Origin of the sequence: Exiguobacterium chiriqhucha RW-2, assembly GCF_000416965.1 — a bacterium.
Classification (GTDB): domain Bacteria; phylum Bacillota; class Bacilli; order Exiguobacteriales; family Exiguobacteriaceae; genus Exiguobacterium; species Exiguobacterium chiriqhucha.
Map to the genome: position 1 here is coordinate 14919 of NZ_ATCL01000008.1, position 26597 is coordinate 41515.

Below are 26597 nucleotides of genomic sequence, written 5' to 3' on the forward strand. Positions count from 1 at the left end.
AAAGAATCGAAATAAAATATCGAAAGCGGTTTCGATTTGGGGTGAATGATTTTCGAAATCGCTCTCTTCTCTCCATTCCGCTGAAGCGAACAGAGCGACTTCGAAACATCATCGTGACTTGTTTACTTTTTGACCGGCGCGCACGATGCCCGTTCAATCAATGTGACCGGGATGACGCGACGTTCAGTCCGTCGTTCTTTGGCTGTCATCTGCTCGATGAGCAGCTCGGCCGCCGCCTCTCCGATTTCGTCCGTGTCTTGCCGGATTGTCGTCAGTTTCGGCGTGATGTACTTGATCATCTCGATGTCATCGTAGCCGATAATCGAGATGTCTTCCGGGACCCGGAGACCGTGTTCATGGACGGCTTCGATTGCCCCGATTGCCATTTGATCGCCTGCCACAAAGACAGCCGTCGGCGGTGACGCCAATTGTAACAACTTCTCCATCGCCTGCTTGCCTTCTTCGACCGAGAAGAACCCGGCGTTGACCAAGTATCCTGGATGAATCGGCAAGTCGAGCGTTTGCATGGCGAGCTCGTACCCTTTCACCCGGGCCGCCCCAGCGTCAATCGACGAATCTCCGGCGATGTGAGCGATGTGGCGATGGCCTAACTCATACAAGTAGTTCACAGCCATGCGGGCACCTTCCGTATTGTCCGAGTAGACGACGCTACAGTTGGCGCTGTCCATGTCGACCACGACGATTGGGATGTCGCTTTGCATGAGTTCTTGTACTTGTTCGTCCATCCGGTCCGAGCAAATGACGACGATGCCGTCGACCGCTCGATGTTTGAAGTGTTCGAGGTAACTCATGTCACGATTCCGGAGGTTACGCGAGGCGAAAATCAAATCATAGCCGTGCTCCTCGGTCGCGTGACGGAAACTTTCGATGATGCCGTTAAAGAACGGATGTTTCATTCCGACTTCATTCGCTTCTGAGAACATGACCCCGATCGCCCACGACTTCTTCGTCGATAACGACTGCGCGTGCGCGTTCGGCAGATAGTCCATCTCAGCCGCGGCTTGTAATATTTTGGCTCTCGTCTTTTCGCTGACGTCCTTGTAGTTGTTCAACGCTTTGGAGACGGTCGTAATCGAAAAGCCGGTTATTTTTGCTAAATCATAAATCGTACCCATGTCATTCTCCTCTTCCCGAAAGCGCTTTCGGTAATTTGATTGTAGCGCATGAATTTGTAGGAATCAATTCTTTTTCGTGGAATATTTTGAGATTTATTTTCGTACCGTGTTTCTTCTATATTACAGCAACCAATCTTTTTTTGTCGTTAGTGTGTCCGTGTATACAACCAAACGAGATTCGTAAATTTCTGAACTTCGGTCTCCCCCGTCACTCCTTTGAACAGACGTTGGAACGGCTTGAGCAATTGCTCGATGACAATTTTACGAAGCCGGTCTTGATGCAACTCATACGTGATTGCCTCAAACAAATCCGCTTGTTCTTCGGTCATCTTGACGTGTGCGCGAATCCGTTCCGCCATCTCAATCAGTTCGTCTTTTGTGACGAGGTTTTTATCGGTCGTACCACGCATCTGATCGACCGTAACCGGATTTAAAATATGCTCGTTCGTCTCGACCATGCGGGCCGCCATCAGCTCGACGTAGGCGTATAAGTTACGAATCAGTTTCTGAATCGAATAGGCCGTGTTCGTGATGCGGAGCGTGAACAAGATGTGTTGCAACATCCCATTGAAGAGCACGGTCAACTCGACCGAGTACGGACGAATCTCCTCACCGATAATCTCGGTCAAACGCATGGCGAGCCACTCGATCTCATAAACACGGTGCTGCAAGACGAGCTTCTTCAGCTCGGGCTCATTCGCCGACATGATCGACTCAAATAAGGCGTGGAGGTTCCGCTCTTCATTTAATTGAATGAGGATGGAAATCTGCTCGATAAAGACGTCCTTGTCACGCTTGTCCCGCCCCATCTGCATCTCGATGCGGCGCTGGCCGGCGTCATAGCGCAAGTTCTCAAGGATATTGGCGACACAGTCCGTCTTCGAGGCGAAGTAATTGTAGAACGTCCCTTTCGAGATGTTCGCCCGTTCAATGATTTCTTGGACCGACGTCTGTTGGACCCCGTTCTCAATGAAGAGGTTCATGGCGACATCGGCGACTTTTCGTTTCTTATCTTTCATATCATTTCCTGCTCCGTTCTGTTTCATTTATAGATTCAGTATATCATTTTGAACTGATAGTACAAAATGGTTGATTTATTTATACGACGGGTATAAAATCACTACATCGACACTTACTAGTATATAACTATTCAGAACATAAAGGAGCAACTCGTATGAAACCAGAATTCCAAAAGAAACCGCCGTATCTCATGCTCGCGGTCCTCTTTGCCGGGGCGTTCATCGCCTTTCTCAACAACTCTTTATTGAACGTCGCACTCCCATCAATCATGGTCGATTTGGAGATTGCCGACTACTCGACCGTCCAATGGCTCGCGACCGGCTTCATGCTCGTGACGGGTGTGCTCGTCCCGGCATCAGCCTACTTGATCACCCGGTTCTCGAACCGAAGCCTATTCATCACCTCGATGGCGATTTTCGCTGTCGGGACGGCCATCGCCGCCTTTTCACCGAACTTCGGCATCTTACTCGCCGGTCGGATGATTCAAGCGGTCGGTGCCTCGACGATGGGGCCACTCCTTATGAACGTCATGCTCGTCAGTTTCCCGCGTGAAAAACGTGGAACAGCGATGGGGATTTTCGGTCTCGTCATGATCTCCGCACCAGCCATCGGACCGACGCTTTCAGGTTATATCGTCGAGTATTACGACTGGCGCGTCTTATTTGAGATGATTCTCCCGCTCGCCATCATCGGTCTCGGCCTCGCCATTTGGAAAGCCGAGAACGTCATGGTCCAAAATAAAGATCAATCGCTCGACTATTTGTCACTCGTCTTATCGACGCTCGGTTTCGGTGGCGTCTTGTACGGAGTCAGCTCGGCGAGTTCGGATGGCTGGGACAACCCGATCGTCTTGACGACGATGATCGTCGGATTCGTCGCGTTAATCGCCTTCGTCATCCGTCAGCTCAACATGGAGAAGCCGCTGCTCGACCTTCGGGCGTACAAATACCCGATGTTCGCACTCGCTTCCATCATTGCGATCGTCAACGCCGTCGCCATGTTCTCCGGCATGATTTTGACACCGGCCTATGTTCAAAGCGTCCGCGGCATCTCGCCGCTCGACTCTGGGCTCATGCTGTTACCGGGTGCCATCATCATGGGGATCATGTCACCGATTACGGGGAAACTGTTCGATAAGTTCGGACCGAAGGTGCTCTCGATTACAGGTCTCACCATCACAGCGATTTCGACGTATATGCTCGCTAACGTTCAACTCGATTCGACGTACACGTACATCGTGACGACGTATACGCTCCGCATGTTCGGAATGTCGATGGTCATGATGCCGATTATGACTAACGGTCTCAATCAGCTTCCGACGAGCCTCAACCCGCACGGAACGGCCATCAACAACACGGCCCAACAAGTATCCGGTGCAATTGGAACGGCAGTCCTCGTCACGATCATGAACTCGGTGACGAAAACAGAAGCCGAATCACTCATGACCGGCGTCGACCCAGCGACACTCACCGAAAGTGCGATGGGCGCGTTGACGCAACAAGCGTTACTGTCAGGGATTCAAGTTTCATTCTATGTCGCACTTGGGATGAACCTACTTGCGCTTGTACTGGCATTTTTCGTAAAACGAGTCGATGTACGCAAGCTCGACTTCAAGGAAGAAGAATCAGAACTCAAAAAAGCGAATTAACACAACAAGCCGTCCTGTTCGAACAGGGCGGCTTGTTTTCTGTTTATCCTTTTGTAAAACTCAAGTCATGCCGACTCGGATGCTCCGGATCGAGCTGGCGAATCTTGCGTTCGTAATACATTGTCGTCGCCGCTTGGCCCGCGACCGCACCAAAGAAAATCATCATCCATAAGAACAGATTTGACTGGAATCCGTTCTTAAACAACAAACAGAATCCGATGGCCCCGAACAACGAGACAGCGTTGCGACCGAGATACGTGCGGCGAATGAACTTCTGGACGGACGGTTCGTCTGTCAACCGTTGCATGAATCGACTCTCACGCCACTCCAAATAAATCAACACAACGAGCGCCGCTAAAAAGGCGATTCCATAACCCGTTTGAAACTCGTTCATGACCAATAACGCAAATGACATCCCGACCGCGATGACGACCGATACGTGCAACGGCATCCATCTTTTTTGATACGATTGAATCGAACGCATCCGTGCTTGTTTCTCCATTCCCATCACCTCGTCTTTATTTACGTAAGTAAACTGATTTAAGTTTCCTCAGACGTTGGATTTTTATAGAGATTTTCACTCCGCCGCTTTTCTCATTTCACTCTCTTCACAGTCACATATTCTTGCAATAGGAAATTAATTTTATCCTTCTGATAGAATTGTACTTCTTTAGACGCTTCCACATACTCCTCGTGTTGTGGATGAGCCGAATCGTTTAAGATGTCTTGAATCATCTGATTTCCAGCCATTCCGCCCACGTCTTCGAATGGCGTCTCCCCTTCCCATTCTGTCACTGTCGGATACGGGAGCGGATAGTCGTCGATGACGTTCTCTAACGTCAGTTCATGTCTCCAGTCGTCCCCGTAGTCATACGTATAGTAAAGCGTCGAATGCGCCTCGATGACGGCCGGCAATTTTACGTTCTTCATCTGGCGAATGGATAATTGCCGATACATTTCATAAATCTGTTGTTCGAATGCTTCTAGCTTCGGCTTGGACTTGAAATAAGACAACCGAGCCTTATGGTCTTCGACCTCTTCTGAAGACAAGACGAATCGGAACGTCGGCTTCCGTAAAGCATCTTCAAACTTCGCCAAATGGGAGTCGTCCCACCACATGACGATTTGAATCGCATCATGAAGTCGTTTGAAGTTCGTTTCGGCCGGGATGATAAAGCGGCGCCAGACTGGTGTCGGGCTGTCGAGAAGTTGAATGTGGAACTGATACGCTTTAAACATAAAATTTAATCCTCCTAGTTTCGTTTCGGTCGCTTCTTTTTCTGATGATGATTCTTCCTGTTTCAAAAATACCTGAATGAATGGAAACTCGCCACTTACAAAATAGCACTTTACGATTTAGTTGCATAAATTTGGATGATTCCTCCCACTTAATCAAAATGAAATAATTTAAAAGCCTAATATATGGTATTATCTTCATAGTTTATTCGTTGATCAGGGAGGAACCAAGATGAAAAACGTGTTCGTTTATTCGATTGGAATGGCTTTAATCCTATTTTTGTTAATTAGTTCGACGCCGTCTGTTTCAGCTGCGTCAAAAAAAGAAAATCGTGCTATTATGGGAACATCAGCATTAACACCTCAACAAATGGCGGACTTTGTCAAAAAGAAAAATCCGAGAAACGTCCGGCTTGAAGGGGTGACCGTCGAAGAACTCGCCAAGCTGTTCGTCGTCATCGGCGCCAAAGAAGGTGTCCGTGGCGATGTCGCGTTCGCACAGGCGTTGAAGGAGACCGGCTACTTCAGTTACAAAGGGGACGTCCTCCCGAGGCAACATAACTACGCGGGGATCGGAACGGTCGGCAACGGGGTAAAAGGCCATACGTTCCGCTCGCCTTTCCAAGGCGTCACGGCCCATATTCAGCATTTGAAAGCATACGCTTCCACTGACAAACTGAACATGACGCTCGTCGACCCACGCTTCCGTTACGTAAAACGTGGATCCGCCCCAACATGGCCCGCCCTCCAAGGCAAATGGGCGATGCAACCGAGAGGCAACTATGGCAACGACGTCCTTGCAATCTATAAAGAGATGGAACAGACAAAACTTCGCGTCGCCAAAAAATGAACGACTACAATGACTTACAGGGGTGAAAGATAGTGACTTGCAACCAAGTACGATTGTTTAGCGGACTCGCACTTCTCGTGACCGGCGTCGCTTTACTACTTAAACGTTAACAAGCATTCGGGGTATTTGCCCCGATGCTTTTTTATTTCACTTATAAATCTCGATTTGGTGGCTGACTTGAATCAATGCATGGACGAATTTTAGATAGTTCACTTGTTGAGGAAATCGTGATTCGAAAAAACATCAAGTTCTGTTAGAATCGCTTCCTCGTTCAATCGGAAAGTTAGCTTCAAAACAAATTCGGTTACCTCCCGAAGCATACGCTGTCAGCATGCCTTCATGCAGAAGCATGATTTGTCGGGCAATCGACAGACCGAGCCCGTCACCTGGCGTCTCGCCTCGTGACGCATCCACCCGATACGTCCGGTCAAACAAATGATCGATAGACGCAATCGTCTGGGGTGTCGTCTCATTACACAATTGCCACAAGACATGCTCATCCCGTTCGACAAGCGTCAGTTCAATCGGTCCGTCCGATGTCGCGTATTTCAATGCGTTCGACATCAAATTTTGAAAGACGCGAATCAGCTGGTCTTGATCGGCTTCGATGTAGAGATCAGGCTGCACATCAATTGAGACACGAGACCCGGCCTCTTCAAACAACGGACCCATCTCGTGAACGAGCTGTGTCGTCAGAAGACTGATGTTCATACGATGTTTTGATAGCGTTACTTGAGATGAGTATAAGCGGTTCACGTCCATCAACTGATCGAGCAATTGTTCGAGCTGAGCCGTTTTCTCGTTCAACACGTTAAAATGACCCCGTTCGATATCCGTCATGACACGTTCGCTTTCAAGCAATTGCAGATAGCCACGAATACTCGTCAGCGGTGTCCGTAAATCGTGGGAAAGGTTCGAGAACAGCTGATTGCGTTCTTCTTCATGGGCGCGTTCTTTTTCGAACAGATGTTGCAACTGCTTTGACATCCAATTCACGCTTTGCCCCAGTGAGGCCAGTTCATCCCGTCCTTCTACCTCGACCGTCCGACCGAGGTCGCCACTAGCGATTTGCTCAATCTCGCTCGACAAATACGTGATTTTGCGTAATGTTTTGCGCATCATCAATGAGAAGCCGATCACAAAAATGATAATCGTAATGAACGTCACGCTTAAAAAAGCCAGATTGGACGTCAACGGGTCAGGCGTGGTCTCGTTCCGAATGTAATACATGCTGATGGAGTAACCCATGATTAAAAACGCAATCGTCGCAATCAGTGCATTAATCAAGATAATCCCAATCAACTTGACGAGTAATCGATCCCATTGTCGCTGTCTCATAACCGGTATCCTACGCCCCAAATCGTCTTGATAAACGATGGTTTCCGAGGCGTATCTTCTATTTTTTCGCGAATTTTCGTGATGTGCACCATCACGGTATTATCGACCTCAAATGCATCCTCGCCCCACACGGCCTCATAAATCTGTTCGACCGTCAGCACTTGATTCGGATGCCGCATGAAATAGGCAAGAATATCAAACTCTTTTGGGGTAAGGCGAATCAGTGTCTCGCCTTTTTGACATTGCCTCGTCTGCACGTCGAGCGTCAATTCTTGAAACATGAGTTTTCCAGACTGGCTCGCTTGATGTGCTCCATAGTCACGATAACGTCGGAGCAACGACTTGACCCGAAGTGTCACCTCGAGCGGATTGAACGGCTTTTTCATATAGTCATCCGCTCCGACAGAAATCCCTTGCATCAAATCCAAGTCACTTGTTTTAGCCGTTAGCATCAAGATGGGCATGAACTGTGTCTTCCGGATTTCGATGCATGCAGAAATGCCGTCCATGACGGGCATCATCCAATCCAAAATGAGTAAATCGATCGGTTCATGCGCGACGACGTCGAGCACCTCTTGGCCTGTTTTCGCAAAGCGAAGCAAATACCCTTCATTCTTCAAGTAAATCGCGAGCAGCTCGCGAATTGCCTCATCGTCATCGGCAATCAAAATGGTCGGTTGTGACCGCATGTTCTTCCTCCTTGCCTGATTACACGTTACACATACGATTTATGGACGACCTTAGCAGTCGTCTCGATTGAACCTAGCGTAGCATCTTTTTTCCGCTTCTGTTCCATCCTACACGTCAACTTGTCTATTTATCTTAAGGATACCGAGCGGATCGCAACGATTTCTGTGGTACTTCTTAAGATTTCTTAAGATGATGCTAAAAACTCCTTACGTTTGTCGGGGAATACTAGACAAAGGTAAGGAGTGAACGAATATGGATATATTGACGCAATACGTGATGCTCGCCATCGGCATCATGTTTACCCCACTATCAGACGACGTATTGATGATTACCCATCTGACCGTCGCATCATCTGGCTGGGCGCTCTTCTTCACGACGTGGGTCGTCTTCACGCTCGCGTTCAGCTGGTTTTATCTTGTCGGTCGCGGCCTTCATCGCGTGATTCCGTCTTCCAAGCGTGATTCCCGGTATTTGAATCGGGCGAAAGCACTTTATGAAACGTACGGGTCACGGATTGTCCTCATCTCGTATTTCATTCCCGGTCTGCGCCATCCGCTCCATTACGTTGCCGGTTTCACATCGCTCAGGTTTCGGACGTATGCGCTCTACAACGCCATCTCGGCCTTTCTTTATACTGGGGCCTGGTTCATCGTGATTCGCTTGGCCGGACAAGTCCCAGCATTTCAACAGTTCCAAGATTGGGTGCTCGCTTTATGACTCAATGCCCTCGATACTTCCCGAGCGCCCGCATATTCAACAAGTAGAGCACAGCGGCGTAAACGATTAAGCCGAGCACATAGCCCCATATCCCGGCGAACCCGCTGCCGTACACCATGACTTCTTTAATCGCGGTCGCCCCGTAAAAGATCGGCATGATATAGCTCAAGTTGCCAAGTCCGTACGGAATCAAGTCGAGCGGGATGAGACCAGAGAAGAACACTTGCGGAATGATTGTGAACGGAATCATTTGGACGACTTGGAGTTCCGAACGGGCGAACACTGAAATCGTCGCGCCGAACAAGACAGCTGTCCCCGCCATTAAAATCATCACGAGAAACACCCAGCCGATATTGCCGAGCGAGGTCAGTCCGAGCACGTAAATCGTATAGAGAACGATGAAGACGGACTGAACGACCGCGAATACGCCGTAGCCGAGCGTATACCCTAAGATGACCTGCCCGCGCTTGATCGGTGTCATCAGGAGCCGTTCGAGCGTGCCACCACTTCGCTCTTTGACGAGCGCCATCGCCGACAGGATGAAGACGAAGAAGAACGAGAACAGCGATAAGAACACGTAGCCGAACGAATCGAACGTCGATTGGCCTTCCTCTCCATATACATAGTTCATCTCGATATCAGCCGCCGGATTCAATGCCGACAACGCCGCTTGAATCTCTCGTACCGCTTTCGAGGACTTTGTCGACGGTTCTCGGAGCGTGATCGTCGTCCCTTCCTGCGTCGCTTCAAAAATCGCATCGACGTCTTTATTGTCCTCTAAATACCCGAACGGATTGTCGACCGTGTCCAACCGGACGTCGAGTGTCTCGGCTTCGAACGCCTCGACGAGTTGCGTTTGTGCATTCTCATCAAGGACGACGACCGGCACGTAATCCGAGTCACCGAGGAGGAAGTAAACGAGCGTCAAAATCAAGAGTGGCGCAATCAAAATCAAGGCGACACTCCGCTTATCGTTGAGCGTCTGAAAGATGACGCGTTTCGCCAAGTTACGCATGATCCGTCCCTCCTTCTCGACCAGCGATGAGGAACAGTTCCTCGACGCGGCCATTTTCCGTCTGTTCCAACAGACGCGGCACCGTATCAAAGGCAATCAAACGGCCGTTGTAAATGAGCGCGGCCCGGTCACACTCGAGCACTTCATCCATGACGTGCGTCGAGACGATAATCGTCGTCCCGTTCGCCCGAATCGCTTGAAACTGATCCCAGATTTGGCGTCGCAAGATTGGATCGATTCCGACCGTGGGCTCGTCTAAAAACAAGACGTCCGGCTGATGCAGGATGGCGATTGCAAGTGACAACCGTTTTTTCATCCCACCCGAGAAGTTTCGGACGAGTTTCTTGCGGTCGGCCGTCAAATCGACGAGCGTGAGCACTTCCGTGATGCGTTGTTGGAGTGTCGGTTTGCCGAGCTTATAGATCGAGCCGAAAAATTCAAGATTTGCCTCGGCCGACAAGTCGTCATACAATCCGTCGTTCTGGGGCATGAAGCCGATCTTGTGGAGCATGCTCATATTTGGCATGATCGTCTCTCCGATTTGAATCGAACCTGTGTCTGCGGCCAAGGCACCAATCATCAGCCGGATGAGCGTCGTCTTTCCCGAACCGGACGGGCCCAGCAGGCAACAGATGTCCCCTGAGTTGATGGTGAAGCCGACGTGGTCGATGGCCAATTGGTCACCGAACGATTTACTGACGCCGTTCAGTTGAATGTCCATAGCGATTCTCCTTTTCGATGTCCGATTCATGTACACTTGACTAATAGACACCGTGTTGGTTTATATGTTCAGTATAGACCTCGTCCGGTAGCCCAACAATCGGCAATATCGGGCATCGTGTCGGTTATCAGACAGTCCGCACTCAAGTGTTGGATAAAGGAGAAAAAAACAGATGGGACATGAAGATTTACGAATCACACGTACGAAACAATTGATCAAGAATGCCTTTTTGGATTTGATTGACGAGCACGGGTTCGAGGCGGTCACCGTGAAAGCCATCACCGAACGGGCCGGCATCAATCGCGGGACGTTTTACAGTCACTATGTGGATAAGTTCGACTTGATGGAGAAATTGATTGAAGTCATTTTTCAAGAGGCCGAACAGAAACTGGTCAAACAGATTCCACGCGTCTTCGGTGACCAACGCGGACCCGCTGCTCATGAGTTGCTCGTCCCGTTCATCCGCTTCATCGAGGACAATAAAATCTTGATGAAACCGCTACTGGGGCCGAACGGTGACCCTCAGTTTCAAGCCCGGCTCCGGTCGTACATGCACGCGGCGCTATTCCAACGCTCCCCGACCGTGTTGTTCGATGCGACGAAAGCACTCGTGCCGGCCGATTATCTGGTGTCTTACATCTCGTCGGCCCATATGGGGGTCATTTACGAATGGCTGTACAACGACCGACCCGAAACGGCCGAGGACATCGCCCGCATCATTTATACGATCACGTTCGAAGGCCCGTTGACGGCTGGCGGCTTGAAGCCATAAAAAGAGACAGGTCATTATCACCTGTCTCTTCGAAGCGGAAGCGTGACGGTCACCGTCGTTCCGACCTGCACCTCACTATTCACCTGAATCTTTCCACCATGCAACGTGACAATCTTTTGAACGATGGCCATGCCGAGCCCCGAGCCACCTTGATGTCTCGAGCTATCGGCTTGGTAAAACCGTTCGTACATGCGACTCACTTGATCCGGTGTCATCCCTTCTCCCTCGTCTCGAATCTCACATACGATTGCTTCGGACGTCTGCGTCAAGTGGACGCGCAACATCCCGTCCTCATAGGCATGGGTCATCGCATTTTGAAGCAGGTTCATCCACACTTGTTGCAGTAGACCCGCATCCCCGACCATGTCGATCTCATCCAGTTCAACAATCCAATTCAACTGTTTTTTAGTCGATTCACGCTCAAACGATAGGATACTCTCCCGAATCTGTTCGGTGAGCGAGAAACGGGTCAGGTCTAAGCCGACGACCGTGTGATCGAGTTTGGCAAGACGAAGTAAATCGCGAGACAATCGCGACAGCCGCTTCCCTTCCTGTTCAATCATCGTCGCATAATCGATTCGTTTCTCGGTCGAGACATCCCCACGTTTCAACATCGTCGCATACCCGAGAATCGAGGCGACAGGCGTTTTGAACTCGTGGGCCATAATCGACGTCAGTTCTTCATTCTTCGATTCATTCGTCGCGAGCGTCTCGGTCATCTGATTGAACTGACTGGCCAGTTTGCCAATCTCATCATTCCCACCGTCTTGGACCCGTACTGTCAAATCGCCAGAGGCGACCCGGCTTGCGGCTTCGGTGACACGATCAATCCGACGCGTCATGAGTCGCACCGCGAGTAGGACGAACCCGCTCGAGACGAGCGCGGTCAGCAGTAACGTCTGGAGGGATAGATTACGGAAGATGGAAATCGGGTTGTCTTCCGCATTCGGCGTCAACGTCACAATCGTTTCGTCAATCAGCAAGACGACTGCAGGCAACCGTTCATCGCGAACGGTCAACACGTCTCCCCGTTCCAGACGAGCACGTTCGGAGACGGACCACTCAGTTGCATCATACCGATTTGTCGCCATGACGAGCGTCTGTTCCGAGAACAGCTCGACGACCTCATCGGCCCCGAGCTCATAGCGTTCGGATGCCGTCCGCATGCTGTCGGCCCGTTCGACGAGCATCGTCTCAACTTGCGTCGTCAATGAATTGAACTGGAACGTCAGGAAGAGTGTGAGCGTCAACAGAATCGGGATGAGCAACAGCCCAAAGAAGATGATTAGGAAGCGGCCATAGATGGAACTGAGGAACCGCTTCATGACTTCAACTCCAACCGATAGCCAAGACCCCAGGCCGTACTGATTTGGAACGCCTCGACATGCTTCAAACGACTGCGTAACCGGTTGATATGCACATCAATCGTCCGGACGTCACTCTCCGTCTCATAGCCCCAAATCCGATCGAGCAACTGTTGTCTCGTGAACACTTGGTTCAAGTGTGTCGCCAGATGGTACAACAGCTCGAACTCTTTCTTCGGCACTTCAATCGTCTCGGACGGCGTGATCACGGTGAGCGACCGTTCGTCGAGAACGCAGTCGTTCAATTGAATCTGGTGCTCCCGATAGATGTTGGCCCGCCGGAGCATCGCCTCGATGCGGAGCTCAAGTTCTTCCAAATCGACCGGTTTGACGAGATAGTCGTCCGCCCCGGCCCGGAACCCTTTCTTCTTATCCGGTAACGTCTCGAGCGCGGTCAACATTAAAATCGGGAACGTGTATCCGGCATCGCGCAACTGTTCCGTCAATTCGCGGCCGTCGAGCCGAGGCATCATGACGTCGGTGACCATCAAATCGATTGGTTCTCGTTCGAGCACGTCTAGCGCCGCTTCCCCGTCGACCGCCAAGTGGACGCGGTAACCCGCCGTCGTCAAATATTCATCTAATAGACTCCCGAGCGCCGGGTCGTCTTCGACCAGTAGGATGGTGACCATCGTGAATCCCTGCTTTCCTTATGCGTTTCGTAACGCTTCAATCGGTTGTAAATTCGACGCCTTTCGGGCTGGAATATAACCGAAGACAACGCCGATGAGAATCGAGAATCCTAGTGCGAGCCCAATCGTCGAACTTGCGAGTGTGAACGGCACACCCATGACGAGCGTCAACCCGAATGCGAGCAGTCCACCCACGACCACACCGACGAATCCGCCGAGCAGCGATAACAGCACCGACTCGAACAAAAATTGTTGGCGAATCTTGCCGGGTGTCGCCCCTAACGCTTTACGCAAGCCGATTTCGCTCGTCCGCTCCGTCACGGAGACGAGCATCATGTTCATGATGCCAATCCCACCGACAAGGAGTGAGATAGAGGCGATTCCGACGAGCAACATACTAAGCAAGGCGTTGATTTGATCAATCGAGGCGAGCGCGTCCTCAAAGCTCGTGACGGTAAACGTGTCTCGGCCGTTGAAAGCGGTCGTCAATTGTTGCGTCACCGCTTCGTTCACCGTCTCCGACTGTCCGGCTTCGGTGTAAATATCGAATGACGCAATCGTGTTTTGGTGAAACTGTTGGAGTGCCGTCGTCACCGGAATGATGACCGCTTCATCGGTCGACATCGAAAATTCAGATGACGGTGCGAGCGTGTCCCCAAGCAAGGCGACATGCGTCTGTTGCGAGACGTCGACCGGTGTGAGACCACGACCGGTCGCGACGGTGGAATCATCGAAATAGGAATTGCTCTTGCCGATTACTGACTGCGTCGACGTCTGGCCCGTCACATAAACGTCCGTCTGTTGGGTCGTCGTTGGTGAAACTGAGCGGACACCGTCGATGGCTTCGAGCCGGTCGAGTTCAGCGACGCTGACGCCACTCTTGCTCGCGTCTTCGATTTGAACGGTCATCCGATCCGCCCCGAACGTCGCCACTTCTTCATTGATGGAATCGGTCACCCCGGAGATGATCGTCATCAAGGCGATGATGGACGCCGTCCCGATGACGATTCCGAGAATCGTCAAGAAGGAACGCATCTTATGACTGATGACCGTCAGCCAGGCCATGCGTATATTTTCTCGAATCATCGTACCCGTTCCTCCTTTTCAATCTTCCCGTCCCGCACATGGACGATCCGTGTCGCCTCTCTCGCGATATCGATGTCGTGCGTGATCATGATAATCGTCTTCCCTTCGGCGTGCAGGTCATGGAACAATTCCATGATTTGACGCCCGTTCGCCTGATCGAGCGCACCGGTCGGCTCATCGGCCAACAACAGCGACGGATTCGTCACCAACGCCCGCGCGATAGCGACCCGCTGCTGTTGCCCGCCGGACAGTTGGTTCGGGAAGGCGTCTAATTTGTCGCCGAGTCCGACGCGGGTGAGCATCTGCTTCGTGCGCGTTTGGCGGTCCGCCTTCGAGCTCCGTTGGTAAATGAGCGGCAACTCGACGTTCTCGTACGCCGATAGGCGCGGCAACAGATTGAACTGTTGAAAGATGAACCCGATCTGTTTGTTGCGAAACAACGATAGCTCGGTCTCGGATAGTCCTGTCACGTCCTTATCCCCGAATCGATACCGCCCACTCGTATAACCATCTAAACAACCGAGAATGTTCATGAGCGTCGACTTGCCGGACCCGGAAGGCCCAAGGATGGCGACAAATTCCCCTTCTTGAATCTCGAGGTCAATCCCACGTAAGACTGTCTGCTCATTGTCGCCCGACCCGTATGTTTTCGTGAGCCCTTCTACTTCGATTAAAGTCATTGGGCACCTCCGATTCGTGGAGGCATCAAGCCGCCGCTCGCCGCTTCATCGAGCAACAAGACGCGGTCTGCGTCCAAGCCATCCTTGATTTCGACACGGCTCCCGTCTGTGATGCCGAGTTCGACTTGTCGTTTGACCGGACCGTCGTCTCCTTCGACGTAGACGTACGCGTCTTCCTCTTCGAACGTGATGCTGTCGAGCGAGAGCGTATCCACTTCTTCGGCACGGGCAGCGACGACGGAGCCTTCGAGCGCCATCCCGTTGCGCATGCCATCCATCTCAGGGAGTTCGACGTCCATCGCATACCGTGCCGATGTGCCCGGTGTCGTCATCGGTTCCGCCTCGTCTGCAATCGATTCAATCGTTCCATCTACCTCGCGATCGAGCGCACTCACATAAATCGTCAGTGGATCTCCTTCCTCGACTTTACCGACATCTCGTTCATCGACGAACAACGTCCCCGTTCTCTCCTCGACGCTCGTCACTTGTCCCGCGAACGTATACACGTTCTCAATCGTCTCGACCGATACGGCCTCTGTCTTATAGTCGACCGACTGTGGCATCAACGCGACGCCTGCCCCTAATGTGATGGCTAATACCCCGATCCCGAGGCCCCATTTCCATTTCTGTTTCATCTGTGTATTCCTCCTTTTGGTTGTACCTAAAGGATAATCAGAAGATGTAAACAAAGTATAAACAGGCAAGACAATCTCCATTCGGTGACTGCATGTCGAGTTTTTTTTGTACATTCAAGCGCGATATGCGTGTTCATACATCACGAAGCAGGGAATAAGAGACGTGATGGCAAACTGTTAGAGTAGATCATCACGCTTTCATACTTATCTAATAAAAAATACATGGTGGAAGAAGGGCGAGACATATATGCAAAACGTGAACAAGTCTGTGATTGTGATTGGTGGAGGGCTCGGGGGAATTTCGGCGGCCATCTCACTCGCACAAAAAGGATACGACGTCTCCTTATACGAAAAGAACGACCATATTGGTGGCAAAGTGAACCGGCTCGAACAAGACGGCTTCGGTTTCGACCTCGGACCATCGATTTTAACGATGCCGCAGATTTTCGAAAGACTGTTCGCAGGTAGCGGCAAGCGGATGGAAGACTACGTGCCAATCAAACGGCTCGACCTTGAGTGGCGCTCGTTCTTCCCGGACGGCACCGTGCTCGATCTCTATCATGACTTGGACAAGATGGAGCGCGCCAATCCGACACTGTCACGCAAAGACATGTATGAGTATCGTGAGCTGTTGAAATATGCCGAGCGGATTTATAACACGACAGAGAAGGCGTACTTGAAAGAAGGATTCGAATCCCCGCGCGAAGCGGTCGCGAAGAACGGTCTGTTCGCGACATTGTTCGGCTTCGATTTGACGTCGACGATGTACGACGGCATCGCCAAACGGATCAGCAACCCGCATTTACGGACGATGCTGTCATATTACGTCAAGTACGTAGGGTCATCCCCGTACAGCGCGCCGGCCGTCCTCAACATGATGATTTATATGCAACACGCCCAAGGCTGCTGGTACGTCGAAGGCGGCACGCATAAACTCGCGGAAGGATTGACGAAACTCGCGGAAGAGATTGGCGTCCAGCTCCATACCGGTCAAGGCGTCGTCCGCGCGCACACGCTGAATGGTCAACTGACGGCCATCGAACTTGAGGACGGAAGGCTCCGCTCGGCTGACTATTTCGTCTCGAATATGGAAGTCATCCCGTTCTATCAAAAGATGGTCGAAGCGGATGACCAATTCGTCGACAAGCTCGTCGAAAAATATGAGCCGGCCAGTTCTGGCTTCGTGCTCCATCTCGGCGTGAACAAAGAGTATCCGGCGCTCGGCCACCACAACTTCTTCTTCTCGGAGAACTTGCATGAACAGATGGACAAGATCTTCGAGCAGCACGAGTTGCCGGACGATCCGACGATTTATTTGGTGAACGTCAATAAGACTGACCCCACACAGGCACCGCCTGGGCACGAGAATATCAAGATCTTGCCGCATATTCCGTATATCCAAGACAACCCGTTCACACCAGAACAGTACGCCGCGTTTGAAGAGCGCGTCCTCGACAAGCTCGAACGGATGGGCTTGGACGGTTTGCGGGAACATACGGTGACACGCGACGTCTGGACACCCCATGACATCGAGCGCACATACGGCTCAGATCGAGGCGCGATTTACGGCACGGTCGCCGATAAGAAACAAAACGGCGGCTTCAAGCATAAGAAGCAGAGCGAGCTGTACGACAACCTCTACTTCGTCGGCGGCACGGTCAATCCCGGCGGCGGCATGCCGATGGTGACGTTGAGCGGCCAGCAAGTAAGCGATAAGATTGCGAAGCGTGACGGGGTCACAACCCAATAACCGACTCGTTTTGGGAACGTCATCGCTTCAAGTTTTATACGATTGGCATGGTCATCTGCGGAATCTTGGTGGGCATGTTCGCCTAACGAAGCCAAATTATATCTTAATTTAAAACACCCTATGGAGAAGCAGATGAAATAAACAATCTGTATTCATCCATAGGGTTTTATCGTGCCGAAATACTACTAATCAAGTAATATATCTATTTTGTGTATAGAACTCAGACCTCTGTGATGTAACTTGTGCGCATATTTCTGTAAAGTGTTCATCTTGTATTGATGCGCCCAGAGCTAGTTGCTACACTAATTTCAAATATGTGGATTTTCGTATAGGAAGGCGGTTAGTGCATGAAAATCAAGCTCGATATTAGTAGCGAGCGCTATGACGAGATTAAATCTTTGCTCGAGGAAAGAGGAATTGAAATAGATGATTCAGCCGACCTGGTCCTGAGTACATCCACTCCTTTTATCCAGCATTTGACCGTGAGAGAGAAGGATACGAATGCACGGGCCGTATTACCGGTCACGGACATTATTTGTATCGAGTCCTTCGGTCATACAGTGGAGATTCAAACGCAAGAATCAATTTATCTCGCCACTGATCGATTATATCGGCTCGTCGGTTCGCTTGATCCGACGTCTTTTTTACGAATTAGTAATTCTGTGGTGATCGCAACCAATCAAATCAAACAAATCAAGCCTACGCTTTCTTCAAAATTTATCCTTACCTTAACGAACGGAAAACGTGTTGATGTGACAAGAAGCTATTACCATATTTTCAAAGATCATTTTCATATTTGAAGGAGACGAATCCATGAGTATCCCCATTTACGTCATCGCAACATGTATCGTTCTATTCATGTTTATTGTGACTGTCTCGCTTTATTTTCAGGCCTATAAGCGGCATATTAATCAAGCGCTAAACGGAAACGCAAGAAAACGTTCTCCGATGGTCCCACCTTATAAGATGACTATAATCCTATCAATCATCGTCTTATTGATTAGTGTATTGATTAGTTACTTTGCGGGATACACCCATGCGTACAAAGCGTATGAGGAGGATGCCTGGGTCCTCACTCCGTCCGATATCCAAACCTATTATGCCGAAATCAAAGAAATCGAAGGCAATCGGATCGCAGTTCAAGGTAGCGTTCTCAACGATGAATACAATCAAACCCTTATGGAATATGAGATTTTTGATGAACAAGTATCTATTTACAAACAAGAGGAGACACTCTCTCTATCAGACTTATCGAAAGGTGATTTGATTTTAATCACTTTGTTGACTAACCGTTCGGGCACAGGTGTGTTTAAAATACAGGTAGTAGAGGGGCAGTGAATCTGCAATCAATATAAAAAGCCATAAAAGTCGAGGCTCTCGATTTTTATGGCTTTTTGGTTCTATTCAGTTCTGCTTGTTCGCTGTTCCAATCATCAGCTTAAGCACGAAAATGATTACGCCTAACATGACAGCATAATTACCAAGCGACCACAACATGTCTAATACTCGCATATCCATCGAACTCCTCCTTATTTAAGCTGGCGTTTCGCTTCATCGCGATGCGCCGTCCGCAACTCATGGTTCGTCACGTGCTCCGGATCAATCAACTCAATTTTCCGGTTCACCCACACTGACAAGAAGATGAATGGGATGAACAGAGCGAGCAGCATAATCGCGAAGATGACGAGCGACCCTTCAATCGCCCAAGCGATGGCGATAAAGATGCCAAGCAGAATAATGTTCGCGAGGACGATGCCGAACTCGAGTCGCACGAACTTTTGATAGCGCGCGTCGTCATTGAAAGTTATCAGCAACTTCATTCGATGCCATGCCCGATAGAGACTTGGCAGCTGCGTCGCCATGATGATGACGGCAAACGTCAATAACGAGATTTCTTGCGTGAAGATGAAGTAAAAGGCAATTCCTAGAATTGCGAACGTGAGCAGGAGTGCTGTCCGGTTCACTTTACGGTCGTTCTCGACCATTTGTTTTAATCGTTCATGTTTATTAACCATATTGAGGACTCCCATCATGATGACTTTCTTTTTTCACGTTCGATTTGTGCCTCACCGAGTTCAGTCGCAGTCACATGGTTCGGATCAATGTCTTTCAACTCGCGATCGATTCGAAATCGAAGTGTCAAAAACGTGATGAGGCCAACGATGATGACGATGGAGAACGTGAGGAGCGTGATCCAGCCTAACATAGTACTCGCGACCACTAGCAAAAGAAATACGAGGTTCCCGACGGCCAATCCGAATTCGGATCGTACTTTCTGTCGGTAGGAAGCATCCTCGTTGAAGGTGAGCAACAACTTCATCCGGTGCCACCCTTTATACAGCACGGGCAACTGTCCGGCCAAGATGATCGGCAGCAGCAAGAGGACGTCCGTCACCCAAAAATAAACGATAAATAGCGCCAGGAAACCGAGCATCGGATACCACGTTTGTTTTTGTCGCTTCTGGTCGTTCTCAAGCATCCGTTCTAGCCTTACGTCATGATCACACATCAAATCCCCCTCATTTAATCTCATTACCTTCTTTTACGAAAGAAGAAGGTAACAGGTTTCACATTTTGTCCCACCCTCGCTTCAACCGCTCCCGTTTCGTGAAGCTAATCAAGCTATCCGCGACATGCTCGTGATCGATCCGAAGCAAGCGGGTATCAAGCCATGTCTCAACTACTAGCATGCCTGCAATCAACATCACCGACAGTCCGCTGAACACGGACAATGCGAAGAATCCGGATATGTGTGCAAACATCAGACCAAGCAACCCCCATAACATCGCAATCGCGATGACGCCTTTCGCCCGAATCAATCGTTGGTAAGAGCGATGCTCATTGAATGTCAAAAGTGTACGTGTCTTCTGCCACGTGACAACACTAAACGGGACAGCCGTCATGATCAGAAAGGATAAGACTGCCAGTAGCTGCAACGACGCATTGGCGTAAATCCACCATCCCACTCCTAGTCCAGCTGCGGCGGCCCATAACAAGTTAAACGCACCTTTTTTCGGGCGCTTCTGTAACTGCTCGATTCGTTCTTCTCGCGTCATCATAATTTGTTCCTCCTTGAAACCAATTCGGACCGTTTACCGTACATAAGAGTAGCATACCAATAATTAGGAGGTATTTCGATGGATATTCTCATTTTAGTCGTCCTGCTCGGTATCGCCGGATTCATCGTAACCCGTTCTTATACCATCTATCCGTCATCGTTCGGCGACCGTTCACCCGTTCAACCACGCGCCTCGCTCACAACAAAATGCCCGCATTGCCAAACCGTCATCAAACGGCAGGAACACGGGCAGACATGTCATATTTGTCGTAAATCGTTTTAACCGACTTGTTTTACTTTTTGATGGGCCGTCTCTTTATTCCCACTCAACTGGAATAACAACACCCCGCCGACGATCAACACAATGCCAATCGCTGTCTTCCATGTGAACGGGATGGCTTCGAGCCCGAACCAGCCGAGCGTGTCCCATAGGAGCGCGAATAGGATTTGTGACACCATGACGATTGAGATGGCGTGGCTCGGCCCGAGCTGTTGGACGCCTTGCGTCACACTCATGACGACACCGACTCCGATGATGCCGCTGAACCAATACCACGTCTCCATCCCCGTGACGGCGAACAGACCCATTCCCTCACTGATCAATCCGACGAGTAGCGATGCCAAGAATCCGAGGGCGAGCACGAGCGTCGTCGTCGCCCACGCCCCGACCTGTTCTTTCACTTTGGCGTTGAACGTATTCTGCACACAGACGAGCATGCCGCCCATGACCGCGAGCATCATCCCAAGTGCCATGATGTGTCCTCCTCATTCATAAATGCTCTCCCCAGCAACAGCAAGCAATCCGGCGCGATCAATGATTGCAATCGATCGACGATCCCGTTCAATCAATCCCTGCTCGACGAAACGCTTGAGCGTCCGGTTGACGTGGCGATAGCTCGTCCCAATCAAATCGGCGATATCGGTCAACTCATCGACGGTCGACCCGAGCGTCGTCTCTTCCGGTGTCATCGACAACAGATAGCTCGCGAGCCGCACATCGACCGGGTAAAACAAGTTGAAACTCATCGACTGCGACTTCATCTCGAACTTTTTCGTGATGCCTTCCAACAAATAGTGGAGCCATTTCACATCATCCTTGGCATAACGCGCGAGATCGTCGAAGCGGACGACAATCATCTCGACCGGCGTGACTGCCTCGACCGTGTTCAAGAACGGCGTGCGGCGGACGTATTCGATGTCTCCAATCAAGTCGAGTGGATATTTGAACGACAAGACGAGCCGCTTTCCAGCCGCTGACGTGTGGGCCACCCGAATCTTTCCACTGACGAGAAAGTGGAGCTGCTCGGCCTTAGCGCCTTGGGTGCAAATCGCCTCTCCCGTCGCATAACGAACGAGCTTAAGTTGAGGACGTACAGCTGATGGGAGTACCTCATCCAGCCCATATCGCTTCATGTAACGGTCAATCTGTTCCATCGCACGTCATCCTTTCAATACGAGAATCCCGACAATCATCATGACGACCCCGAGCAGTTGCGTCCGGTTTAAGTCACGGCGCAACATCCCGAACCATCCGCGCCAGTCGATGACGAGCGCGAGGGCAAGCTGGGCAATCAAGAACAACGAGATGGTGAGTGTGACACCGAGCTCATGCACGGCTGTCATATTGCTGAACAAGATGAACGCAGCGAACGCGCCCCCTGACAAATAAAGCGGCTCGACGCGACGCATGTGGACGTACGTCCGGTCGCGGACGAGAAGCATGATGACGAGCGCGACAAGGAAACCCGTCAATTGCGTCAACGTCGCTGCCTGCCACGTCCCGATACTTGAACTGATGCGTGCGTTGGCGACGCTCTGTAGCGTTAAAAAGAAGCCGCCACTGATGGCGAACAGTACTCCGCGCATGATGTCTCTCCTTCCTTATGATAAACGAATCAGCATGATTCCGATGACCATGACGAGTAAACTGACGAGTTGAATCCCGGTGACCGGGTTCTTGGCGGCCCCGAACCAACCGAAACGGTCGATGAGCAGGCTTCCGCACAGCAAGCCGACAATGACGATGACGACGGCGATGCCGGTCCCGACCATCGGCACGATTAAGACGTTCCCGCCGATGAACAGTGCCCCGATGATCCCGCCGAGCCAAATCCACCACGGCTGACCACGTAACCCGCACCATTCGACGCTCGGCCGCAAGACGAGCAAGATGAGCAGTAACGTGACCGTCCCGACGACGAACGAAACGAGGGCCCCTTTCAAGGCCGATTCGAGCACCGTTCCCAAATAACCGTTGATGGCCGTCTGTGTCGCACTCATCATACCGGTCCCGATTCCGACGAGGCGCCAAGCGTTCAAATTGCCGTTTCCCGTCTGCGATGAGGCGACGAGTTTACCACGGCGACGGTTAATCCAGTCCGTGAGCGCGACCGTCCCGACGACACCGAGCAAGACGAGCATGGCCCCGAACACGCGCCACGGTGTGAGGACATTGACGGTTGAATTGAACCAGCCGAAGTGGTCAATCAAGAGCCCCATCAAAATCTGTCCGAAGATTGGCATGATGACGGTCTGGACACTCCCGAGTCTCGGGAACAAGAGGATGTTCCCCGTTAAAAAGATTACCCCTAACAAACCACCCGACCACATCCAAAGCGGTTCTCCTTGGAAAATGGATGATTCAATCCCGAACGACTGCCCGGTGAGCAGTAACGTAAGTGTTAAAAACGTCGTCCCGATTGCGAACGACAGGAACGACGCGACAAACGGTGACCCGACGATGGTGCGCAGACGCGAGTTCACGCTCGTCTGCATCGGTAACAAAATCCCGATGACGAGTCCAATTACAATGGCTAACATAGTCTCTTCCTCGATTCTCTCTATATACTGTGTACGTGTTAAGCTTACTCCCCACACACTTTAGCATAAAGGACCGATGTCCTGAAATGTGAAAAAAGACGAGTTCCGACTATCAGGAACTCGTTTTTTGGTGTGTATGGCGCTCAGTTTTCGCTTCGTTGAACATCCGATTCGTGACGTGATGTGTATCAAACGTCAGCACCACTCGGTTGACCATGTATGAAAACAGTAACTCGCCAATCGTACCAGTCACCAACATGACCAGGAGTGGCCAAACCGTGAGAAGGTCGGTGTGATGTGCAGCGAGCAGACAGATAAACAGCAAAAAAATGAACCATTCGACGATGAAATCACTGTAAATCCAACGTCGATAGCGAGGATCCGGATTAAATGTCAGCAACACTTTCGTCTTGCACCACGCGACACACAATTGGGGCAAATACACTGCAAACAGGATGAGCGGTAAATAAATCGACGTCTGATACGAGATGAATGCGACAGCGATCAGGCTGAAGAAAAGTCCCCAGTAGCGCCAGTGCCACGTCGCATCCTCATGCGCGAATAATCGCTCGATTCGTTGTTGTTTCGTCAGCATGTTCATATCAACCCATTCGCCGTTGCCAATTCAGAGCGGACCGGTTGGGCTGCATCTGCGCTTTGGACAGTTTCATTGAAGCGTTTATACAGAAGGGATAGCAGGACGGCAATCCCAATGACGAGAACCCATGTCCACCAAGGGGCCACCAGTTTATAACTCGCCACGCTACCGACGATGAAGACGTACCACCCGCCTAAAATCCGGTAGACGTTTTGCGTCGCCACTCGTGCGCCGTTTTCATCTGATAGACGAGCGAACGCCTCCCCTTCTTTCAGCAAATACACGATTGAACCGCTGGCGAACAAACCCATCAACCCTAAGCCAACCCACCAAATGTGATCCGCGAGCAACATGACAAACAATAGTCCAGGGACAGGGGCGAACAGCATGTCTCGTCGCCGCTTCCTTTGCTCACGATATCGATTCATTTCGTCAATCCGTTGTTGTTTCGTCATACGATTCCATTCCTTTTCTAATCATTGATTCCGTTGAGGCAACGCTTCAATCCGGGCTTCTCTGTTCAACTAAATACCTCCTCAGTCCTTGACGTTACTAAGTTTGATGTCGCGACGGATTGGGTGTTCCGGGTCTTCACGCGTCAATCGATTGTCGAGATTTCGTTGAATGCGGTGGATTGCGAGAACGAAGCCGATTACCAAGACAGGTAAAAACCACGTCACCCCGAGTCGTCCAGTCAAAAGGTACGTGAAAACAATGAGTAGGATCACTACAAAATCGTACACGTATTGCTTCGTGATGATTTGTTTCGCCTCGTTCTTGCTCGTCAAACTCTTCACGAAGCGGCTTTCATAACTAAGCACGGCGCCAATCAATACGAGACTGCTAGCAGCGCCCACGATGTACCAGTCGTTTCTTTGAATCGAAAACACACAAAGCAGCATCACGATCAACAAGAAACTGCGAGCCCAAGCCAACTGTTGATTCTTTTTATACATGACGTTGATGCGTTCTTGTTTGGTCATTCAGTTCCACTCCTTAAAAACTTTCTCGTTTGACGTCGCGACGCGTCGGTTGCTCAGGATCAATCAACTTTACTTTCTCATCGAGCAGCCGTTCGACAATTACCAGCGCCAATGCCGTTAGGGAGAAGATGAAGAATGGGACCCAGCTGATGGTTTCTATCTTCATGAGCAACGGGAAAAACAAACATATGAAGACAACCATCATGTAGTCGAACACATATTGAATGTGGATGACCCGCTTCGCTCGAATGTGGTCTGTGAAACTGCTCATGAATCGACTTTCCCGCCTAATTATCACGCCGTACGCTAACAGCGACACTATAATCAAACTTCCGTATATGAGCGATTGTGTCTCGGTTTGTAGAAAGAAGAAGAGCAATACGCCAATCGGAATCGCAAAACCGAGTCTAATGAGAAGCGATTTTCGATTACCTTTAATCATTTCTTTTAAACGCTGATGTTTGTTCATCTCATTCACCTCTTATCTCACTATACGATTCCACCATAAAAAAAGTTCCGTTTTTTTACAATTGTCTTGTAATAGCCTCCTCGCTTGACGAACCAGTCACTTCACTATATAGTTTAGTTAACTTAACTATATTAAAAGATAGAAAGACTGAGGTTTTCTTTATGAATTTGCTACAAAATACACGTTTCGTGTTCACGTGGTTATCCGGGATGACGCTCACGCTCGGCTTCTCGATTTTCTTCCTGAGCGTATCGTGGCTCACGATCGATGTGCTGAAGCAACCCGCCCTCCTCGGGATCATCATGACTGCCGTCTCGTTGCCGCGTGTCGTGATGATGGTATTCGCAGGCGTGTTCGCCGACCGATTCCAAAAGAGTCGGCTCTTGTTTTTGACGAACCTCGGGCAAGGTCTTCTCATGGTCGCGGTCGTTGCGCTCCATCTCGCGGACGCATATTCAGTGTTCGCCTTGATTATGATTTCCATCGTGTTCGGACTCCTCGACGGCATGTCTTACCCGGCGTTGTCTTCTTTGATTCCGTCGCTCGTCAAACAAGAAGAGCTGCAACGTGCCAACTCGCTCTTCCAAGGGACGCTCGAGCTCATGTTCGTGTTCGGTCCGTTCCTCGCCGGGGCTTTACTCACATGGGGCGGCTTCGGGCTCAGCTTCGGGACGGCAGCTGTCTTGATTTTCATTGCGGCTATCCTGATCATGCCGCGCTTGATTCGCGATTCGATCCCGCTCGCCCGTGCCATGTCGCTCGGTGATGTCATCTTTGACTTAAAAGAGGGCATCCGTTACGTCTCGAGCACGCCGATTTTACGGAGCGGGACGTTATCCATCGCCATCGTCAACTTGTTCGTCATGGGACCGCTCATCATGAGTATCCCGATTCTCGTCGGTGAACGAGGCGGGAATGCGTTTGACTTGAGTCTGATTGAAGGTGGACTTGCTGTCGGGACGTTCGTGGCAAGTTTTCTCGTCCTCTTGTTCCGCTCGGTCCATCGTGGACGTTTCGTCTTCCGCGTCCTGTTTTTGACGATTGGGGCCTTCTTCCTCTATACGCAGGCGCAGTCCATCACGCTCCTTGCCTTGGCTGCGGCCGCGAGCGGATTCATGTTGATGCTCGTCTATTTGCCGACAGTCACACTCATGCAAGAACATAGTGACCACGACAAAATCGGACGCGTCATGAGCATCATGGCGCTCGCTGCATCCGGATTAGAACCGATCGCGTTCGCCGTCCTCTCGATTTTGGTCGCTCTTGCCGTACCGATTCAAACGTTACTCATCTCGTTTGGTATAATCGGATTAGTATTCAGTATCGTGTTATACGTGCGGAGCCAGACGTTCCGTGACACGCGATGAAAGGAGAACGAC

At 50.6% G+C, this 26597-nt stretch carries 33 protein-coding genes; 9 read left to right on the plus strand and 24 right to left on the minus strand.

Going from position 1 to position 26597, the window contains the following annotated elements; all coding sequences use genetic code 11:
* Nucleotides 1-122 precede the first annotated feature (122 nt).
* Together M467_RS16880 and M467_RS16885 are read right to left on the minus strand one after the other, a co-directional pair.
* Nucleotides 123-1136 (minus strand): LacI family DNA-binding transcriptional regulator, encoded by a 1014-nt coding sequence (locus M467_RS16880; protein ID WP_021065312.1) that lies wholly within the window; start codon nt 1134-1136, stop codon nt 123-125.
* Nucleotides 1137-1282: 146 nt separating this feature from the next.
* Complete coding sequence (locus M467_RS16885; RefSeq protein WP_021065313.1) at nt 1283-2155, minus strand: TetR/AcrR family transcriptional regulator; 873 nt, start codon at nt 2153-2155, stop codon at nt 1283-1285.
* Between the two features lie 155 nt (nt 2156-2310).
* Between M467_RS16885 and M467_RS16890 the strand changes: the two genes are divergently transcribed.
* Nucleotides 2311-3804, plus strand: coding sequence for a DHA2 family efflux MFS transporter permease subunit (locus tag M467_RS16890; RefSeq protein ID WP_021065314.1), 1494 nt, complete (start codon nt 2311-2313; stop codon nt 3802-3804).
* A gap of 43 nt (nt 3805-3847) precedes the next feature.
* On the opposite strand, the gene M467_RS16895 is transcribed toward M467_RS16890, so the two are convergent.
* Nucleotides 3848-4306 carry a hypothetical protein gene (locus M467_RS16895; RefSeq protein WP_021065315.1) on the minus strand — a complete coding sequence of 153 codons (459 nt, stop codon included), beginning with the start codon at nt 4304-4306 and terminating at the stop codon, nt 3848-3850.
* Nucleotides 4307-4398: 92 nt separating this feature from the next.
* Nucleotides 4399-5043 (minus strand): plasmid pRiA4b ORF-3 family protein, encoded by a 645-nt coding sequence (locus M467_RS16900; RefSeq protein WP_021065316.1) that lies wholly within the window; start codon nt 5041-5043, stop codon nt 4399-4401.
* A gap of 337 nt (nt 5044-5380) precedes the next feature.
* Between M467_RS16900 and M467_RS16905 the strand changes: the two genes are divergently transcribed.
* Nucleotides 5381-5890 (plus strand): glucosaminidase domain-containing protein, encoded by a 510-nt coding sequence (locus M467_RS16905; RefSeq protein WP_235045154.1) that lies wholly within the window; start codon nt 5381-5383, stop codon nt 5888-5890.
* Between the two features lie 243 nt (nt 5891-6133).
* Here the strand turns inward: M467_RS16905 and M467_RS16910 are convergent, their stop codons facing one another.
* Both M467_RS16910 and M467_RS16915 read right to left on the minus strand, forming a co-directional pair.
* The gene (locus M467_RS16910) at nt 6134-7228 is read right to left on the minus strand and encodes a HAMP domain-containing sensor histidine kinase (protein WP_021065318.1); all 1095 of its coding nucleotides are present in this window, start codon (nt 7226-7228) and stop codon (nt 6134-6136) included.
* On the minus strand, nt 7225-7917 hold the full coding sequence (locus tag M467_RS16915) for a response regulator transcription factor (protein WP_021065319.1): 693 nt from the start codon (nt 7915-7917) through the stop codon (nt 7225-7227). Before M467_RS16915 ends, M467_RS16910 begins: the two co-directional genes overlap by 4 nt.
* A 253-nt stretch (nt 7918-8170) precedes the next feature.
* On the opposite strand from M467_RS16915, the gene M467_RS16920 reads away from it, so the two are divergent.
* Nucleotides 8171-8635 carry a DedA family protein gene (locus M467_RS16920; RefSeq protein ID WP_021065320.1) on the plus strand — a complete coding sequence of 155 codons (465 nt, stop codon included), beginning with the start codon at nt 8171-8173 and terminating at the stop codon, nt 8633-8635.
* A 1-nt stretch (nt 8636) separates the two neighbouring features.
* On the opposite strand, the gene M467_RS16925 is transcribed toward M467_RS16920, so the two are convergent.
* The gene (locus M467_RS16925; protein ID WP_021065321.1) at nt 8637-9650 is read right to left on the minus strand and encodes an ABC transporter permease; all 1014 of its coding nucleotides are present in this window, start codon (nt 9648-9650) and stop codon (nt 8637-8639) included.
* Nucleotides 9643-10371 (minus strand): ABC transporter ATP-binding protein, encoded by a 729-nt coding sequence (locus tag M467_RS16930; RefSeq protein WP_021065322.1) that lies wholly within the window; start codon nt 10369-10371, stop codon nt 9643-9645. The genes M467_RS16925 and M467_RS16930 overlap by 8 nt, the downstream gene beginning before the upstream one ends.
* 172 nt (nt 10372-10543) lie before the next feature.
* Between M467_RS16930 and M467_RS16935 the strand changes: the two genes are divergently transcribed.
* A complete protein-coding gene (locus M467_RS16935) occupies nt 10544-11143 on the plus strand; it encodes a TetR/AcrR family transcriptional regulator (RefSeq protein ID WP_021065323.1) in 600 nt (199 codons plus the stop codon).
* 17 nt (nt 11144-11160) lie between these two features.
* Here M467_RS16935 and M467_RS16940 read toward each other — a convergent pair whose 3' ends face one another.
* Genes M467_RS16940 through M467_RS16960 form a run of 5 tightly spaced genes read right to left on the minus strand, consistent with a single transcriptional unit; the run spans nt 11161 to nt 15540 of the window.
* Complete coding sequence (locus tag M467_RS16940) at nt 11161-12468, minus strand: HAMP domain-containing sensor histidine kinase (protein ID WP_021065324.1); 1308 nt, start codon at nt 12466-12468, stop codon at nt 11161-11163.
* The gene (locus M467_RS16945) at nt 12465-13139 is read right to left on the minus strand and encodes a response regulator transcription factor (RefSeq protein ID WP_021065325.1); all 675 of its coding nucleotides are present in this window, start codon (nt 13137-13139) and stop codon (nt 12465-12467) included. The genes M467_RS16940 and M467_RS16945 overlap by 4 nt, the downstream gene beginning before the upstream one ends.
* Nucleotides 13140-13157: 18 nt before the next feature.
* Entirely contained in the window at nt 13158-14225 is a 1068-nt protein-coding gene (locus tag M467_RS16950) for an ABC transporter permease (protein ID WP_021065326.1), read from the minus strand.
* Nucleotides 14222-14905: an ABC transporter ATP-binding protein gene (locus tag M467_RS16955; RefSeq protein ID WP_021065327.1), complete on the minus strand. Its 684-nt coding sequence runs from the start codon at nt 14903-14905 to the stop codon at nt 14222-14224. Before M467_RS16955 ends, M467_RS16950 begins: the two co-directional genes overlap by 4 nt.
* A complete protein-coding gene (locus M467_RS16960; protein ID WP_021065328.1) occupies nt 14902-15540 on the minus strand; it encodes an efflux RND transporter periplasmic adaptor subunit in 639 nt (212 codons plus the stop codon). The genes M467_RS16955 and M467_RS16960 overlap by 4 nt, the downstream gene beginning before the upstream one ends.
* A gap of 247 nt (nt 15541-15787) precedes the next feature.
* Here M467_RS16960 and M467_RS16965 point away from each other — a divergent pair, with 247 nt between their 5' ends.
* The 3 genes from M467_RS16965 (at nt 15788) to M467_RS16975 (ending at nt 18628) form a co-directional block, all read left to right on the plus strand.
* Nucleotides 15788-17290: a phytoene desaturase family protein gene (locus M467_RS16965; RefSeq protein WP_021065329.1), complete on the plus strand. Its 1503-nt coding sequence runs from the start codon at nt 15788-15790 to the stop codon at nt 17288-17290.
* Between the two features lie 347 nt (nt 17291-17637).
* On the plus strand, nt 17638-18090 hold the full coding sequence (locus tag M467_RS16970; protein WP_021065330.1) for a LytTR family DNA-binding domain-containing protein: 453 nt from the start codon (nt 17638-17640) through the stop codon (nt 18088-18090).
* 13 nt (nt 18091-18103) lie between these two features.
* Complete coding sequence (locus M467_RS16975) at nt 18104-18628, plus strand: hypothetical protein (RefSeq protein WP_021065331.1); 525 nt, start codon at nt 18104-18106, stop codon at nt 18626-18628.
* 191 nt (nt 18629-18819) lie between these two features.
* Here M467_RS16975 and M467_RS16980 read toward each other — a convergent pair whose 3' ends face one another.
* From M467_RS16980 to M467_RS16990, 3 genes are read right to left on the minus strand one after another with little or no spacing between them, the layout of a single operon-like run.
* On the minus strand, nt 18820-19305 hold the full coding sequence (locus M467_RS16980) for a hypothetical protein (protein WP_031199769.1): 486 nt from the start codon (nt 19303-19305) through the stop codon (nt 18820-18822).
* Nucleotides 19306-19319: 14 nt separating this feature from the next.
* A complete protein-coding gene (locus tag M467_RS16985) occupies nt 19320-19799 on the minus strand; it encodes a hypothetical protein (protein WP_021065334.1) in 480 nt (159 codons plus the stop codon).
* A 58-nt stretch (nt 19800-19857) separates the two neighbouring features.
* Entirely contained in the window at nt 19858-20349 is a 492-nt protein-coding gene (locus tag M467_RS16990) for a hypothetical protein (protein ID WP_021065335.1), read from the minus strand.
* Nucleotides 20350-20427: 78 nt separating this feature from the next.
* Between M467_RS16990 and M467_RS16995 the strand changes: the two genes are divergently transcribed.
* Nucleotides 20428-20631, plus strand: a complete 204-nt coding sequence (locus M467_RS16995) for a hypothetical protein (RefSeq protein WP_021065336.1) — start codon at nt 20428-20430, stop codon at nt 20629-20631.
* Here the strand turns inward: M467_RS16995 and M467_RS17000 are convergent.
* The 8 genes from M467_RS17000 to M467_RS17035 form a co-directional block, all read right to left on the minus strand.
* Nucleotides 20628-21101, minus strand: coding sequence for a DMT family transporter (locus tag M467_RS17000; protein ID WP_021065337.1), 474 nt, complete (start codon nt 21099-21101; stop codon nt 20628-20630). The genes M467_RS16995 and M467_RS17000 overlap by 4 nt on opposite strands.
* A gap of 12 nt (nt 21102-21113) precedes the next feature.
* Entirely contained in the window at nt 21114-21782 is a 669-nt protein-coding gene (locus tag M467_RS17005; protein WP_021065338.1) for a Crp/Fnr family transcriptional regulator, read from the minus strand.
* A 6-nt stretch (nt 21783-21788) separates the two neighbouring features.
* Nucleotides 21789-22214 (minus strand): DMT family transporter, encoded by a 426-nt coding sequence (locus M467_RS17010; protein ID WP_021065339.1) that lies wholly within the window; start codon nt 22212-22214, stop codon nt 21789-21791.
* A gap of 15 nt (nt 22215-22229) precedes the next feature.
* Entirely contained in the window at nt 22230-23168 is a 939-nt protein-coding gene (locus M467_RS17015) for a DMT family transporter (RefSeq protein ID WP_021065340.1), read from the minus strand.
* A gap of 112 nt (nt 23169-23280) precedes the next feature.
* Nucleotides 23281-23763: a hypothetical protein gene (locus M467_RS17020; protein WP_144060642.1), complete on the minus strand. Its 483-nt coding sequence runs from the start codon at nt 23761-23763 to the stop codon at nt 23281-23283.
* A 2-nt stretch (nt 23764-23765) separates the two neighbouring features.
* The gene (locus M467_RS17025; protein WP_021065342.1) at nt 23766-24221 is read right to left on the minus strand and encodes a hypothetical protein; all 456 of its coding nucleotides are present in this window, start codon (nt 24219-24221) and stop codon (nt 23766-23768) included.
* Between the two features lie 81 nt (nt 24222-24302).
* Nucleotides 24303-24749, minus strand: coding sequence for a hypothetical protein (locus M467_RS17030; RefSeq protein WP_021065343.1), 447 nt, complete (start codon nt 24747-24749; stop codon nt 24303-24305).
* 13 nt (nt 24750-24762) lie between these two features.
* Nucleotides 24763-25218, minus strand: coding sequence for a hypothetical protein (locus M467_RS17035; protein WP_021065344.1), 456 nt, complete (start codon nt 25216-25218; stop codon nt 24763-24765).
* Between the two features lie 161 nt (nt 25219-25379).
* Here M467_RS17035 and M467_RS17040 point away from each other — a divergent pair, with 161 nt between their 5' ends.
* Complete coding sequence (locus M467_RS17040; protein WP_021065345.1) at nt 25380-26585, plus strand: MFS transporter; 1206 nt, start codon at nt 25380-25382, stop codon at nt 26583-26585.
* The last annotated feature ends 12 nt before the right edge of the window (nt 26586-26597 follow it).

What these genes read in the sequence shown, in the direction of transcription:
- M467_RS16935 (WP_021065323.1), top strand. Translation starts at nt 10,544, where the DNA reads ATGGGACATGAAGATTTACGAATCACACGTACGAAACAATTGATCAAG.
- M467_RS16890 (WP_021065314.1), top strand. Translation starts at nt 2,311, where the DNA reads ATGAAACCAGAATTCCAAAAGAAACCGCCGTATCTCATGCTCGCGGTC.
- M467_RS16895 (WP_021065315.1), bottom strand. Translation starts at nt 4,306, where the DNA reads ATGGAGAAACAAGCACGGATGCGTTCGATTCAATCGTATCAAAAAAGA.
- M467_RS16985 (WP_021065334.1), bottom strand. Translation starts at nt 19,799, where the DNA reads ATGTGTGATCATGACGTAAGGCTAGAACGGATGCTTGAGAACGACCAG.
- M467_RS16940 (WP_021065324.1), bottom strand. Translation starts at nt 12,468, where the DNA reads ATGAAGCGGTTCCTCAGTTCCATCTATGGCCGCTTCCTAATCATCTTC.
- M467_RS17010 (WP_021065339.1), bottom strand. Translation starts at nt 22,214, where the DNA reads ATGCGCGGAGTACTGTTCGCCATCAGTGGCGGCTTCTTTTTAACGCTA.
- M467_RS16930 (WP_021065322.1), bottom strand. Translation starts at nt 10,371, where the DNA reads ATGGACATTCAACTGAACGGCGTCAGTAAATCGTTCGGTGACCAATTG.
- M467_RS17005 (WP_021065338.1), bottom strand. Translation starts at nt 21,782, where the DNA reads ATGGAACAGATTGACCGTTACATGAAGCGATATGGGCTGGATGAGGTA.
- M467_RS16955 (WP_021065327.1), bottom strand. Translation starts at nt 14,905, where the DNA reads ATGACTTTAATCGAAGTAGAAGGGCTCACGAAAACATACGGGTCGGGC.
- M467_RS17000 (WP_021065337.1), bottom strand. Translation starts at nt 21,101, where the DNA reads ATGGCACTTGGGATGATGCTCGCGGTCATGGGCGGCATGCTCGTCTGT.
- M467_RS16970 (WP_021065330.1), top strand. Translation starts at nt 17,638, where the DNA reads ATGAAAATCAAGCTCGATATTAGTAGCGAGCGCTATGACGAGATTAAA.
- M467_RS16905 (WP_235045154.1), top strand. Translation starts at nt 5,381, where the DNA reads ATGGGAACATCAGCATTAACACCTCAACAAATGGCGGACTTTGTCAAA.
- M467_RS16900 (WP_021065316.1), bottom strand. Translation starts at nt 5,043, where the DNA reads ATGTTTAAAGCGTATCAGTTCCACATTCAACTTCTCGACAGCCCGACA.
- M467_RS17025 (WP_021065342.1), bottom strand. Translation starts at nt 24,221, where the DNA reads ATGACGAAACAACAACGGATTGACGAAATGAATCGATATCGTGAGCAA.
- M467_RS16990 (WP_021065335.1), bottom strand. Translation starts at nt 20,349, where the DNA reads ATGATGACGCGAGAAGAACGAATCGAGCAGTTACAGAAGCGCCCGAAA.
- M467_RS16960 (WP_021065328.1), bottom strand. Translation starts at nt 15,540, where the DNA reads ATGAAACAGAAATGGAAATGGGGCCTCGGGATCGGGGTATTAGCCATC.
- M467_RS16880 (WP_021065312.1), bottom strand. Translation starts at nt 1,136, where the DNA reads ATGGGTACGATTTATGATTTAGCAAAAATAACCGGCTTTTCGATTACG.
- M467_RS16945 (WP_021065325.1), bottom strand. Translation starts at nt 13,139, where the DNA reads ATGGTCACCATCCTACTGGTCGAAGACGACCCGGCGCTCGGGAGTCTA.
- M467_RS16885 (WP_021065313.1), bottom strand. Translation starts at nt 2,155, where the DNA reads ATGAAAGATAAGAAACGAAAAGTCGCCGATGTCGCCATGAACCTCTTC.
- M467_RS16925 (WP_021065321.1), bottom strand. Translation starts at nt 9,650, where the DNA reads ATGCGTAACTTGGCGAAACGCGTCATCTTTCAGACGCTCAACGATAAG.
- M467_RS16950 (WP_021065326.1), bottom strand. Translation starts at nt 14,225, where the DNA reads ATGATTCGAGAAAATATACGCATGGCCTGGCTGACGGTCATCAGTCAT.
- M467_RS17030 (WP_021065343.1), bottom strand. Translation starts at nt 24,749, where the DNA reads ATGACCAAACAAGAACGCATCAACGTCATGTATAAAAAGAATCAACAG.
- M467_RS17015 (WP_021065340.1), bottom strand. Translation starts at nt 23,168, where the DNA reads ATGTTAGCCATTGTAATTGGACTCGTCATCGGGATTTTGTTACCGATG.
- M467_RS16975 (WP_021065331.1), top strand. Translation starts at nt 18,104, where the DNA reads ATGAGTATCCCCATTTACGTCATCGCAACATGTATCGTTCTATTCATG.
- M467_RS16965 (WP_021065329.1), top strand. Translation starts at nt 15,788, where the DNA reads ATGCAAAACGTGAACAAGTCTGTGATTGTGATTGGTGGAGGGCTCGGG.
- M467_RS16910 (WP_021065318.1), bottom strand. Translation starts at nt 7,228, where the DNA reads ATGAGACAGCGACAATGGGATCGATTACTCGTCAAGTTGATTGGGATT.
- M467_RS17020 (WP_144060642.1), bottom strand. Translation starts at nt 23,763, where the DNA reads ATGCTGACGAAACAACAACGAATCGAGCGATTATTCGCGCATGAGGAT.
- M467_RS16915 (WP_021065319.1), bottom strand. Translation starts at nt 7,917, where the DNA reads ATGCGGTCACAACCGACCATTTTGATTGCCGATGACGATGAGGCAATT.
- M467_RS16980 (WP_031199769.1), bottom strand. Translation starts at nt 19,305, where the DNA reads ATGGTTAATAAACATGAACGATTAAAACAAATGGTCGAGAACGACCGT.
- M467_RS17040 (WP_021065345.1), top strand. Translation starts at nt 25,380, where the DNA reads ATGAATTTGCTACAAAATACACGTTTCGTGTTCACGTGGTTATCCGGG.
- M467_RS16920 (WP_021065320.1), top strand. Translation starts at nt 8,171, where the DNA reads ATGGATATATTGACGCAATACGTGATGCTCGCCATCGGCATCATGTTT.
- M467_RS16995 (WP_021065336.1), top strand. Translation starts at nt 20,428, where the DNA reads ATGGATATTCTCATTTTAGTCGTCCTGCTCGGTATCGCCGGATTCATC.
- M467_RS17035 (WP_021065344.1), bottom strand. Translation starts at nt 25,218, where the DNA reads ATGAACAAACATCAGCGTTTAAAAGAAATGATTAAAGGTAATCGAAAA.